Genomic DNA, 12,237 nt, shown 5'->3' on the forward strand with positions numbered 1-12,237 from the left:
CGTCCCGGGAGATCCGCCTCTCCCGGGCCGGAGGCAATCCGCCTGCGCCGCAAGCCAGTTGGTGCGTGAGCCTTCTTGGGGAGCCCTTGACTAAAGCCTTGGGTGGGGGTTTGCTGTGCGTGATCAAATCCTGACCAGCATCGCCCCTGTGAGGAATGCCCGCGGTGCCCCCACCCCCTCTCGGCCGCGGTCGCGGCCGTAAGCGCACCGCCCTGTCCTTCGACGCCGCGCTCGACGACACCGAACTCGTCGCGGCGCGCGCCTCGTTGAACCAGGGACGGTGGACCGCGGTCCGCTCGCTGCTCGCCGCCACCGGCGACGACTGGGACCGCCGTGGGCACCGCGTCACCGTTCTCGCGCAGGAGTCCGCCACCCTCGCCTGGGCCCGCGACTGGCGGCTCGCCGAACCCGAGTCCGCCGACGCCTCCGTACTGCTCGCCTGTGCCATGGTCCACCGCGTCCTGAACGGCAAGGAGCGCCCCGAACGGGCCCGCGAGGCCTGCCGGTCCGCGGCCGCGCTCGCCCCCACCGACCCGACGCCCTGGCTCGGCCTGCTGATCCTGGAGCGCTCGCGCGGCACCGAGGAGGACGTGGTCCGGCTCTTCGACGAGGTGCGCCATCGCTGTCCCGACCACCACCACGCGCATCATCTGATGGTCGCCCGGCTCGCCGAGCGCCGTGCCGCGGCCGGCCAGGACCCGCTGCACGAGGTGTACGACTTCGCCAACTGGTCCGCCGAACAGGCCCCCGCCGACTCGCCGTTGGCGATTCTGCCGGTCGTCGCGCACGCCGAGCGCTTCCGCGTCCTCGCCACCATCGGCAGCGAGCCCCTCGATCCGGCCGCCTCCGGGCACTGGGTCGGGCGCCGGGCCCGCCAGGTGATGAAGGCCGCCTTCGACTGGTGGCTGGAGTGGGAGCACGACGACCATCCGCGCCGCCATGTCGACCTCAACTTCCTTGCCCACGCCAAGTTCTGCGAGGGCCGGGGCGCCGAGGCCGCCGCGCTGTTCCACCGCATCGGACCGCATGCCACCCGGGCGCCCTGGTCGTACCCCGACCGCGACCCCGACAAAGCCTTCCGCGCCGCCCGCGACAGTGCGCTCGGCACGGCGTAACGCCCCATTTTTGGAAGTACCACCCCCCCGAACCCCCGAACCCCCGAACCCCCGAACCCCCGAACCCCCGAACTTCCGAACATCCGAAAGGACAACCCCGCGATGACGACGGGCAGTTCGAGCACATCGAGTACGTCGAACACGGGCAGAACCGGCGCCGACGGCGACGGCGGCATCAGCACGTTCAAGGGCCAGGAGCGCGCCCTGCGGGCCGACCGCCTCGGCACGGGGGGCCTGCTGCTCTCCGTCCTCGCGGCGACCGCGCCCCTCATGGTGGTCGCGGGTGTCATGCCCACCACATTCGCGGTGATGGGCATCGTCGGGCAGCCGCTGCTCTTCGTCATCCTCGGCGTGGTCCTCGTGCTCTTCAGCGTCGGGTACGCCGAGATGAGCCGCCACGTCCACAACGCGGGCGCCTTCTACGCGTACATCTCCCGCGGCCTCGGCGGCACCGCGGGCGCCGGCGCCGCGCTCGTCGCCCTCGTCGCGTACAACGCCCTCCAGGTCGGCATCTACGGCATCTTCGGCTTCGAGGTCTCCGGGCTGTTCTCGACCTACCTGGAGCTTCAAGTCGCCTGGTGGATACCGGCGTTGGCGGCCGTGTTCGTCGTCGGCGCGCTCGGCTGGCTGAAGATCGACGTCAACGCCAAGGTGCTGGGCGTCCTGCTGGTCGTCGAGGTCGCCCTCGTCGTCATCTTCGACATCGCCGCGGTCGCCGACCCGGCCAAGCAGGGCCTGTCGCTGCACGCCTTCAACCCGGACACGCTCAGCGGCGCCGGCGTGGGCACGGCACTCTGCTTCTGCATCGCGGCCTTCCTCGGCTTCGAACAGGCCCCCGTCTACGCCGAGGAGACCAGCCGCCCGCACATCCTGGTGCCGCGCGTGATGTTCCTCGCGGTCGCCGGGGTCGCCGTCTTCTTCGCGCTGAGCTGCTGGGCGCTCACGGTCGCCGCCGGCCCCTCCTCGATCGTCGGCACATCCCAGAAGCAGAGCGCCGGGCTGCTGTTCTTCCTCACCGAATCGCGGCTCGGCGGCACCTTCACGGACGTCCTGCACATCCTCTTCGTGACCGGCATGTTCGCGGCGATGCTCAGCTTCCACAACGTCGTCGCGCGATACGCCTTCGCCATGGGCCGCGAGGGCCTGCTGCCCGCCGCCTTCGGCCGGACCACCGGCACGAGCGGCGCCCCCGGCACCGGCTCGCTGCTGCAGACCGCCGTGTCCCTGATCGTCGTCGCCGCCTTCGCCGTGGCCGACGACAAGCCGGCCGGTGACCCGACCGCACCCGTGCTGCACCTGTTCACCTGGTTCGGCAACATCGGGGCGCTCGGCGTCATCCTGCTGATGGCGGCCGCCTCGGTCTCCGTGATCGTCTTCTTCGTACGGCGCGGCGCGGCCGGTGCCCAGGCCTGGCGCCTGGCCACCTCCGCGATCGCGGCCGTCGCCCTCCTGGTCATCGCCGTCTACACGGTCAAGGACTTCGACGTCCTGGTCGGTGCGGGCCCGGACTCCTCGCTGAGCTGGCTGCTGCCCGCGATCATCGGGGCCGCCCTGGTCCTCGGCCTGGGCCAGGGCCTGGTGCTGCGCTCCCGCAAGCCGGAGGCACACGCCCGCATCGGCCTGGGCAACGAGGCGTTCCAGCTGGACAAGGCGGCGGAGACGACGGAACCCGCAGCCTCCTGAAGGCGCGCCGCCGAAAGCTCGTATGAACGCACGAGAACGCGTAAGAAGTGATTACGGAATCCTGACGAGCACCCGCTGACGCTGGCTTTTTGGGGGTCGCGGGTGCTCGAATCAATGAGTGAACCCTGAACAACCGGAAGAGCCGGAAGCGCCGCACTCGGAGGAGCGCGGAAAGCCGATCGGCCGCCGGGTCCTGCTCGGCACGCTCGGCCTCGGCGCGCTCGGCGTGGTGGCCGCGCCCCCGCTCCAGCGCGGACTGGAGGCCTTCCTCGGCAGCGCCGCCGACAAGGACCCCACGGGGCTGACCGGCCTGCTGCCCAACGGCGGCGGCTTCCGCTACTACTCGGTGACGTCCTCGGTCCCGCACAAGAACGAGACGAACTACCGCCTCACCATCGACGGCCTGGTCGACCACCCGAAGACCTTCACCCTTGCCGACCTGCGGGCCCTGCCCCAGACCCGGCTGGTGCACGACGTCCAGTGCGTCACCGGCTGGCGGGTGCCCGGCACGCCCTTCGAGGGAGTGCGACTGTCCCGGCTCCTGGACGCCGCGGGGGTGCGCCCTTCGGCCGGTGCGGTGCGGTTCACCTGCTTCGACGGCGCGTACAGCGAGAGCCTCACGCTCGACCAGGCCCGCCGCAAGGACGTCCTGGTCGCCCTCCGCATGCAGGACAAGGATCTCGGCCACAACCACGGCGGCCCGGTCCGCCTCTATGTCGCCCCCATGTACTTCTACAAGTCCGCCAAGTGGCTCTCCGGCATCACCGTCACCGAGGACGTCCGTCCCGGTTACTGGGAGGACCGGGGCTACGACGTGGACGCGTGGGTCGGCCGCTCGAACGGACGCGACGATGAACCTACGAGCTGACGCCCCCACCGCCCCCGCCACCACCCGGGTACGGCGCTTCAGCCGCGCCGAGCGCTGGGTGCACCGCACGACGGCCGCGCTGATGGGCGTGTGCGTGGTGACCGCGGCCTGCCTCTACCTGCCCACCTTCGCCGAACTCGTGGGCCGCCGGGAGCTGGTGGTCCGCATCCACGAGTGGGCGGGCCTGCTGCTCCCGGTCCCGGTCCTGGTGGGCCTGGCCTCCCGCGCGTTCCGCGCCGACCTGGGGAGGCTCAACCGCTGGGGCCCGCACGACCGCCGCTGGCTGCGGGCGGCCCTGCGCCGCGACCCCCGCCCCTCCGCCCGGCCCGCGGGCAAGTTCAACGCGGGCCAGAAGACCTACGCGGCCTGGATCGCCGGAGCCTGCCTGGTCATGCTCGGCACGGGCCTGCTCATGTGGTTCACCCACCTCGCCCCGATCCTGTGGCGCACCTCGGCGACCTTCGTCCACGACTGGCTCGCCCTGACGATCGGCATCGTCCTCATCGGCCACATCGGCATGGCCCTCGCCGACCCGGAGGCCCGCCGAGGCCTGCGCACGGGCTCGGTGAGCAAGGAGTGGGCGAAGCGGGAACATCCGTTGTGGCGGCCGTAGGCCGAGTGCGACCGTCCCGTACGGCCCCGAGAACAGCCCCAGCCCCTAGCGGGCGGCCCTTTCCGCCCCCGCCCCCTCACCCCCCAGCACCGTAGCCATCCGCGCCAGCCCGTCCGGTCCGAACCCCGCCGCGACGGCCCGGTCCGCGGCGTTCTTCGCCGCCGTCAGCGCCCCCACGTCGAGGCCGTGTGCCGTGGCCGCGGTGATGAGGTGGCCGATCGTCGTCGCGGCCGAGGCGACGGTGGAGCGCTCGCCGGGGAAGTGGCCCGCGCCCAGCTGCCCGGCGAACCGGGTGACCATCTCGGACAGGAGGCCGCCGATCCCGGCGGCGAACGGTGCGAGGTCCTCGGGTGCGATGTCCTCCGCCGAGGCCAGGGCGAAGGCGTGTGCCACACCGTGCACCGTGGTCGCGAACAGGTCGAGCAGCGCGACCTCGTACGCCGCCGCCCGCCCGGGATCGTCGCCCAGATAGGTGCCGGTGCCGCCCAGGGCGCCCAGCGTCTCCCGTACGGCCTCGTACGCCTCCCGTTCGCCGCTGTACAGGAGAGCGGTGGCCGGCGTCCCGATCGCCGGGGTCGGGGTGAGGATCGCACCGTCCAGGAGGCCGATGCCGTGCCCCGCCGCCCAGTCGGCCAGCGCGCGGGCCTGCGCGGGTTCCCCGCTGGTGAGATTGACCAGGATGCGGCCGGCCCAGTCGGCGCCCGGCGGATCGAGGACGGCGCGTACGGCTTCGTAGTCCGTCAGGCAGGCGACGATCACCTGCCCGCTCGCCACCGCTTCCCCGACCGACCCGGCGACGGCGGCGCCCCGGTCCGCCAGGTCGTCGGCCCGGCCGGGGGTGCGGTTCCACACCGTCAGCGGATGACCTGCCGTCAGGAACGCGGAGGCCAGGGCGCGCCCCATCGGGCCCAGGCCGAGGACGGAAACATGTGTCTGCTGGATCAAGGTCGTCATACGGCGATGCTGGACCCTCACGTTGACGTGAGAGTCAAGTCCCTGTTGGACTCGGCGACATGAGGATCGGTGAACTCTCGCGACGCACCGGCGCGAGCCCGCGCGCCCTGCGCTATTACGAGGAGCAGGGGCTGCTCACCCCGGTGCGGCGCCCGAGCGGCTATCGCGAGTACGAGGAGCGGGACGTGAGCACCGTGCGGCGCATCCGGGTGCTGCTCTCCGCGGGGCTGGGCACGTCCGTGATCGCGGAGATCGTGCCCTGCGCCGACGACGAGAACGTCGTCCTGGTCGGCAGGTGCCCAGAACTCCTCGACGGCCTCGCGAAGGAACGCGCCCGGATCACGGAGACGATCGAGGATCTGATCGCCGCCCGAGCCGTCCTCGACTCCCTCGTGGGCCGCCCGCTGCAGGCGAGTTGACGGAGGAGGGGCTCAACTCCCGAAGTCCAGCAGCACCTTGCAGGACCGGCTCCGGTCCGCCGCGAGCGCGAACGCCGACTCCGCGTCCCGAACGGGTACCACGGCGCTGACGAGCGCGTCGAACGCGGGCTCGGCGGCGAGCAGTTCGAGCGCCGAGTCGAACTCCGCGTCGAAGCGGAAGGCGCCCCGGAGTTCGATCTCCCGCGACACCACCAGGTTCCCCGCGAACGGGCTCTGCCCCGGCGGCAGCATGCCGAGCTGCACGACCACCCCGCCCCGGCGCACCAGGCGCAGGCAGGTGTCGAGCCCGGCGGCCACCCCGGACGCCTCGATGGCGGCGTCCACCTCGGACGGCCACCCGGCGTCGCCTGGATGATCGGCCCGTACGACGGTGTCGGCGCCCGCGGCGGAGGCGTACTCCAAGGCCTGCGGGAGCAGATCGGTGACCGTCACATGCGCCGCGCCTGCGGCCTTCGCGGCGGCCACCACCAGGCAGCCGATGGGCCCGGCCCCGGTCACCAGCACATGCCGGCCGGCGACGGAACCGGCCCGCCGTACCGCGTGCAGCGCAACCGACAGCGGCTCCGCGAGCGCCGCCCGGCGTAGTTCAAGACCGGCCGGTACCGCCCTCAACTGCCTTGCGGGCACCACCACTTGAGCCGCGAACCCGCCCTGCACATGCGGGGTGCGCGCCGCGCTGCCGAGATACCGCGTGTCCCGGCAGACGTTCGCGCGTCCGTCGCGGCACTCGGGGCAGGCGCCGCACTCAGTCGCCGGGTGCACGGCGACGGCCGTACCCGGAACGGGACCCGAGGCCCCGTCGCCGTACGCCAGCACCGTGCCCACGACCTCGTGCCCGAGCACCATCGGCTCGCGCAGCCGGAAGTCGCCCACCCCGCCGTGCCGCCAGTAGTGCAGATCGGAGCCGCACACCCCGCCGTAGCGGACGGCGACCAGCGCCTGCCCGGGACCCGGGGAGGGCACCGGCAGTTCGTCGACCCGCAGGTCGTCCTGGCCGTGGATCACGCAACCGAGCATCGTCCGAGCCTCCCTAGAGCACGCTGGTCATACCGCCGTCGACGTACAGCACCTGCCCGCTCACGAAGTCCGCCGCGGGCGAGGCGAGGAAGAGCACCCCGCCGACGAGGTCGTCGGTACGGCCCCAGCGTCCGGCCGGGGTGCGGCGGCGCACCCAGGCACTGAACTCCTCGTCCTCGACGAGAGGTTGGGTGAGCTCGGTCTCGATGTAACCGGGGCCGAGCCCGTTGACCTGCACGCCCGACGGGCCCCAGTCGGCGCACATGCCCTTGGTGAGCATCTTCAACGCGCCCTTGGTGGCCGCGTACGGAGCGATGCCGGGGCGGGCGACCTCGCTCTGCAGCGAGCAGATGTTGATGATCTTTCCGTGGCCGCGTTCCGTCATCCGCCGGGCCGCCTCACGGCCGACCAGGAACGCGCTGGTGAGATTGGTGTTCAGGATCCGGTGCCAGTCGGAGTCGGTGAACTCCAGGAGCGGGGCACGCAGTTGCATGCCCGCGTTGTTGACCAGGATGTCGAGCGGACCCACCCGCTCCTCGACGTCGGCTATTCCGGCGGCCACTGAGGGGCCGTCAGTGACGTCGAACACGGCCGTGTGCACGTCACCGGACAGTTCGGCGGCCGCCTTGGTGAGGCGTTCGCCGTCCCGGCCGTTGAGGACCACCGTGCAGCCCGCCTCCAGCAGCCCGCGGGCGAGTGCGAGCCCGATGCCGCGGCTGGAGCCGGTGACCAGGGCCCTGCGGCCGCTGATGTCGAAGAGCGGATGAGTCATGCCCGTACTCCTGAGGGATTGGCTAGATCACGAGGGACAGCAGCAGGACCAGACCGCCGGCGACCACGGAGATGATCGTCTCCATGACCGACCATGTCTTGATGGTCTGCCCGACGTTCAGGCCGAAGTACTCCTTGACCAGCCAGAACCCGGCGTCGTTGACATGGCTGAAGAAGAGCGAGCCCGCGCCGATCGCCAGCACGAGCAGCGAGGTGTGGGCCGTCGACATGTCGGCCGCGAGGGGTGCGACGAGACCGGCCGCCGAGATGGTGGCGACGGTCGCCGAGCCGGTCGCGAGCCGGATCGCCACCGCGATCAGCCAGGCGAGCAGCAGCGCGGGGATCGACCAGTCCTTGGAGATGTCGAGAATCATCTGGCCGACACCGCTGTCGATCAGCGTCTGCTTGAAGCCGCCGCCCGCGCCCACGATCAGCAGGATGCCCGCGATCGGCGCGAGGGACTTCTCGACGGTCGTCGAGAGGCGGTCCTTGGTGAAGCCGGCCGCCCGCCCCAGCGTGAACATACCGACGATCACGGCCGCGAGCAGGGCGATCAGCGGTGCGCCGATGACGTCGAAGACGCGCTGCACCGTGTGCGTGGGGTCGTCGACGATGATGTCGACCAGTGCCTTGGACAGCATCAGCACGACCGGCAGCAGCATCGTGGCGAGGGTCGCGCCGAAGCTCGGGCGCTTCTCCAGCTCCTCCGAGGCGCGGGCGGGGACCATCCTGTCCGGGGCCGGGACGTCCACCCAGCGGGCCGCGTACTTCGAGAACACCGGACCCGCGATGATCACCGTCGGTATGGCGACGAGGACACCGAGCGCGAGCGTGAGGCCGAGGTTCGCCTTGACCGCGTCGATCGCGACCAGCGGGCCGGGGTGCGGCGGGATCAGGCCGTGCATCACGGACAGACCGGCGAGCGCCGGGATGCCGATGCGCATCAGCGAGTAGTTGCCGCGCTTGGCGACCATCAGCACGACCGGGATGAGCAGCACGATGCCGACCTCGAAGAACAGCGGCAGGCCGATCACCGAGGCGATCAGCACCATCGCCCACGGCATAGCGCGCCCGCCGGCCTTGGCGAGGATCGTGTCGACGATCTGGTCCGCGCCGCCGGAGTCGGCGAGCAGCTTGCCGAGGATGGCGCCCAGCGCGATCAGGACACCCACTCCGGCGACGGTCGAGCCGAGTCCGGTGGTGAAGCTGACGATGGCCTTGTCCAGCGGCGCCCCGGCGAACGCGCCGAGCGCGAGCGAGCCGATGGTCAGGGCCAGGAAGGCGTGCAGTTTGAACTGTGTGATGAGCAGGACGATGACGGCGATGCCCGCCAGAACGGCGATGCCCAGCTGCGCATGACCCGCCGAGGTGATCGGCTCGACGGTGTCCGCTGCCAGCATCTCGACGCTGAGTCTGGTCACGGTGGTTCCCTTGCGTGTACGGGGAGAAAGGGGAACCCGGGGGCTACGGCGAAGCCCCTGGGGGACTGCGGGGACTTACGAAGAGCAGGCGCGGGGCCTACTTGGAGGGCTGGACGAGCCCTTCGAGCGCGGCCGCGGCCCGCTCGGTGATCTCGCCCGGACTCCCGGAGACGTCCACGGCGACACCCGCCTCGTCCGCCTGAAGCGGCTGAAGCGTGGCGAACTGCGAGTCGAGGAGCGCCGTCGGCATGAAGTGCCCGTGCCGATGCGACATCCGGTCCTCGATGAGCGCCCGGTCGCCGGCGAGGTGCACGAAGACGATCCCGGGCGCCGCCGCCCGCAGCCGGTCGCGGTAACCGCGCTTGAGCGCCGAACTGCTGACCACGCCGCCGAGTCCGTCCCGGTCGTGGGCCCAGGCGCCGATGGCGTCCAGCCACGGCCACCGGTCCTCGTCGGTGAGCGGTGTCCCGGCCGTCATCTTGTCGATGTTGGCCTGCGGGTGGAAGTCGTCGCCCTCGGCGTAGGGAACGCCGAGCCGGGCCGCAAGCAGGGGACCGATGGTGGTCTTGCCGGTGCCTGCGACACCCATGACCACGACGACATGGGGGGTGATCATCGCTGCCTCACTGTCTCCGTCGACATCTGATGTCGACGCCACTGAAACCCATTAGGTACGACGAATTCAAGAGTCTGTGACATATAAGTCTGACTTTTTGTTCTGGACGCGCGCCTCGTACCCTGAACCCCATGAGCACACGGGGCCGGGGCCTGCACGGACATGTACTGGACACCCTCGGGCCGGCCATCACCGCGGGTGAGTACCCGCCGGGCAGTGTGCTGCGCACGGACGAGCTCGCCCAGCGCTTCGAGGTGTCACGCTCCGTGATGCGCGAGGCGGTCCGGGTGCTGGAGTCGATGCACCTCGTGGAGTCCCGCCGCAGAGTGGGCGTGACCGTCCGCCCCAAGGCCGAGTGGAACGTCTACGACCCGCAGGTCATCCGGTGGCGGCTGGCCGGCGCCGACCGCCCCCACCAGCTGCGTTCCCTCACCGTGCTGCGCTCCGCGGTCGAACCCGTCGCCGCGGGCCTCGCCGCCCGGCACGCCACGGCCGAGCAGTGCGCCGAGCTCACCGCATGCGCGCTGGGCATGGTCGCCACCTCACGCGGCCACCAGCTGGAGGGGTATCTCGTCCACGACGTCGCCTTCCACCGGGTGATCCTCAGCGCGTCGGGCAACGAGATGTTCGCCCGCCTGGGCGACGTCGTCACCGAGGTCCTCGCGGGCCGTACCCACCACGAGGTCATGTTCGAGGACCCCGACCCGGCCGCTGTCACCCTGCACGTCCAGGTGGCCGAGGCCGTCCGCGAGGGCGACGCGGTCCGCGCGGAGGAACTCACGCGCGAGATCACGGTCGGCGCCCTTCAGGAGCTCGACATCCTGGCGCCGTAGGCCGTAGGCAGCGGCATCCGCAGCGGCTAGTCGAGGAACTCCCCGTCGACGTACACCCACGCCCCGTCGACCCGCTCGAACCGGCTCCGCTCGTGCAGCGAGCCGCCCCGGTACGAGGCCCGGAAGGCCACGGTCCCCGTCGTATGAAACGCCGACCCGGCCGACGTATCGACGATCTCCAGGCCGGTCCACCGCATCCCGGGATCGAACTCGACCCGCGGCGGCCGCGTCTTCGGATGCCAGGTGCGCAGCAGGTATGCCTCGTCCCGCTGCACGAAGGCGCTGTAGCGCGAGCGCATCAGCGCCTCGGGGGTCGGCGCCGCCGCGGCACCTGAGAGGAAGCGCCCGCAGCAGGCGTCGTACGCGGCGGGAAGCCCGCAGGGGCAGGAGCGACTGGTCACGGCTGCCATTCTGCCGCCCCTACGCGGAGTCGGCGTTGGAGGGCGGAAACAGCGGCCGGGCCGGCATCGGTGAGGAGGCGGAGGGCAGCGGCGGCAGCCGCGTCTCGTGCAGCCAGGCCGTGAGCAGGTCGTCCACCGGCTCCGTCGCGAACCGGGCCACGTGCGCGGTGAACGCCGTCGTGGTGACGGCGCCGCCCCGGTGCAGGGCGGCCCAACTGCGCAGCATCCGGAAAAAGGCCTCATCACCCAGGGCGCAGCGCACCGCGTGCAGGACGAGCCCGCCGCGTTCGTAGAGCCGGTCGTCGAACATCAGCTTGCGGCCGGGGTCCGACAGGCGCAGATCCTGCGGCAGCGAGGACAACTGCCGGTGCGCGGCGGCGGCCAACTGCTGCGCCGAGCGCCCGCCGGAACGCTCCGACCACAGCCACTCCGCGTACTTCGCGAAGCCCTCGTTCAGCCAGATGTGCCGCCAGTCCGCGATCGACACGCTGTTGCCGAACCACTGGTGTGCCAGCTCGTGGGCGACCAGCCGCTCCGAACCCCGTGCGCCGTCCACGTGGTTGGCACCGAACAGCGACAACCCCTGTGCCTCGACCGGGACATCGAGCTCCTCCTCGGTCACCACCACCGCGTACTCGCCGAACGGATACGGCCCGAACAGCTCCTGGAACAGCTCCATCATCGCGGGCTGCCGTGCGAAGTCCCGGGAGAACTGGGGCAGCAGATGCGACGGGATGTACCCGTGCTGCGGCACACCGCCGAGGCCCGGGTCGCCCAGCAGCACCGTCTGGTACTTCCCGATCGACAGCCCGACCAGATAGCTGGACGTCGGCGCCGACTGCTCGTACACCCAGGTCGTCGTCGACGCCTTCGTCGTACGGGTCAGCAGATGGCCGCCCGCGACCACCGAGTACGCCGACGGTGTGGTGATGGAGATCTGGTAGGCGGCCTTGTCCGCCGGGCGGTCGTTGCACGGGTACCAGGACGGCGCCCCGACGGGCTGGCTGGCCACCAGTGCCCCGTCCTCCAGCTCCTCCCAGCCGATCCCGCCCCAGGGGCTGTTCACCGGCTTCGGGTTGCCCGACCAGTGCACCTCGACGGTGAACGCGGCCCCCGCCCGGATCGGCTTCGCGGGGCGGATGCGCAGCTTGCCGCCGCGGTGCGTGTAGTGCGGTGCCTTGCCGTCGACACGGACCCGGCCGATCCTGAAGTCGGCCAGGTTGAGCTGGAACTCGGCGAGCGCGCCGCGGCCCGCTATGGCGCCGAGCCGCGCCGTGCCGGACAGCCGGTTCGGCCCCGGGCGGTAGTCCAGCGCCAGCTCGTACCGGTGCACCCGGTAGCGGTGATCACCGTTGGCCGGGAAGTACGGGTCCGACCCCGCTGTCTGCTGAACGGTCACTGCTGCGTCTGCTCCCTGCACTGTGCTCGTACGACGTGCCGATGCGTCGTCCCCCCGAACACCGTACGGTCGCTCGGGCCCATCCGGCGGGTCAGGCCGCTGCGGC

General features: G+C 71.4%; 13 protein-coding genes. 6 read left to right on the forward strand and 7 right to left on the reverse strand.

Annotation, left to right across the window (positions count from 1 at the left end; genetic code table 11):
• The first annotated feature begins 155 nt into the window (after nt 1-155).
• The 4 genes from AB5J56_RS35745 (at nt 156) to AB5J56_RS35760 (ending at nt 4,279) form a co-directional block, all read left to right on the forward strand.
• On the forward strand, nt 156-1,115 hold the full coding sequence (locus tag AB5J56_RS35745) for a hypothetical protein (RefSeq protein ID WP_369239023.1): 960 nt from the start codon (nt 156-158) through the stop codon (nt 1,113-1,115).
• A gap of 102 nt (nt 1,116-1,217) precedes the next feature.
• On the forward strand, nt 1,218-2,798 hold the full coding sequence (locus AB5J56_RS35750; protein WP_369239025.1) for an APC family permease: 1,581 nt from the start codon (nt 1,218-1,220) through the stop codon (nt 2,796-2,798).
• A 118-nt stretch (nt 2,799-2,916) separates the two neighbouring features.
• The gene (locus AB5J56_RS35755; RefSeq protein ID WP_369239027.1) at nt 2,917-3,666 is read left to right on the forward strand and encodes a molybdopterin-dependent oxidoreductase; all 750 of its coding nucleotides are present in this window, start codon (nt 2,917-2,919) and stop codon (nt 3,664-3,666) included.
• A complete protein-coding gene (locus AB5J56_RS35760; protein ID WP_369239029.1) occupies nt 3,650-4,279 on the forward strand; it encodes a cytochrome b/b6 domain-containing protein in 630 nt (209 codons plus the stop codon). Before AB5J56_RS35755 ends, AB5J56_RS35760 begins: the two co-directional genes overlap by 17 nt.
• 45 nt (nt 4,280-4,324) lie before the next feature.
• Here the strand turns inward: AB5J56_RS35760 and AB5J56_RS35765 are convergent, their stop codons facing one another.
• Entirely contained in the window at nt 4,325-5,233 is a 909-nt protein-coding gene (locus tag AB5J56_RS35765; protein ID WP_369239031.1) for an NAD(P)-dependent oxidoreductase, read from the reverse strand.
• A 59-nt stretch (nt 5,234-5,292) separates the two neighbouring features.
• Here AB5J56_RS35765 and AB5J56_RS35770 point away from each other — a divergent pair, with 59 nt between their 5' ends.
• Nucleotides 5,293-5,652 (forward strand): MerR family transcriptional regulator, encoded by a 360-nt coding sequence (locus tag AB5J56_RS35770; RefSeq protein WP_369239033.1) that lies wholly within the window; start codon nt 5,293-5,295, stop codon nt 5,650-5,652.
• Nucleotides 5,653-5,664: 12 nt separating this feature from the next.
• On the opposite strand, the gene AB5J56_RS35775 is transcribed toward AB5J56_RS35770, so the two are convergent.
• The 4 genes from AB5J56_RS35775 to AB5J56_RS35790 form a co-directional block, all read right to left on the reverse strand.
• On the reverse strand, nt 5,665-6,690 hold the full coding sequence (locus AB5J56_RS35775; RefSeq protein WP_369239035.1) for an L-idonate 5-dehydrogenase: 1,026 nt from the start codon (nt 6,688-6,690) through the stop codon (nt 5,665-5,667).
• Between the two features lie 13 nt (nt 6,691-6,703).
• Nucleotides 6,704-7,462, reverse strand: a complete 759-nt coding sequence (locus AB5J56_RS35780) for an SDR family oxidoreductase (RefSeq protein WP_369239037.1) — start codon at nt 7,460-7,462, stop codon at nt 6,704-6,706.
• Nucleotides 7,463-7,484: 22 nt separating this feature from the next.
• Nucleotides 7,485-8,882, reverse strand: a complete 1,398-nt coding sequence (locus AB5J56_RS35785; protein ID WP_369239039.1) for a gluconate:H+ symporter — start codon at nt 8,880-8,882, stop codon at nt 7,485-7,487.
• 97 nt (nt 8,883-8,979) lie between these two features.
• On the reverse strand, nt 8,980-9,498 hold the full coding sequence (locus AB5J56_RS35790; RefSeq protein WP_369239041.1) for a gluconokinase: 519 nt from the start codon (nt 9,496-9,498) through the stop codon (nt 8,980-8,982).
• Between the two features lie 131 nt (nt 9,499-9,629).
• On the opposite strand from AB5J56_RS35790, the gene AB5J56_RS35795 reads away from it, so the two are divergent.
• Complete coding sequence (locus AB5J56_RS35795) at nt 9,630-10,331, forward strand: FadR/GntR family transcriptional regulator (protein ID WP_369239043.1); 702 nt, start codon at nt 9,630-9,632, stop codon at nt 10,329-10,331.
• 26 nt (nt 10,332-10,357) lie between these two features.
• Here the strand turns inward: AB5J56_RS35795 and AB5J56_RS35800 are convergent, their stop codons facing one another.
• Both AB5J56_RS35800 and AB5J56_RS35805 read right to left on the reverse strand, forming a co-directional pair.
• Entirely contained in the window at nt 10,358-10,741 is a 384-nt protein-coding gene (locus AB5J56_RS35800; RefSeq protein ID WP_369239045.1) for a YchJ family protein, read from the reverse strand.
• A 10-nt stretch (nt 10,742-10,751) separates the two neighbouring features.
• Nucleotides 10,752-12,131, reverse strand: coding sequence for a M1 family metallopeptidase (locus tag AB5J56_RS35805; RefSeq protein ID WP_369239047.1), 1,380 nt, complete (start codon nt 12,129-12,131; stop codon nt 10,752-10,754).
• Nucleotides 12,132-12,237 lie beyond the last annotated feature (106 nt).

It is taken from the genome of Streptomyces sp. R21 (assembly GCF_041051975.1).
Taxonomy (GTDB): Bacteria; Actinomycetota; Actinomycetes; order Streptomycetales; family Streptomycetaceae; genus Streptomyces.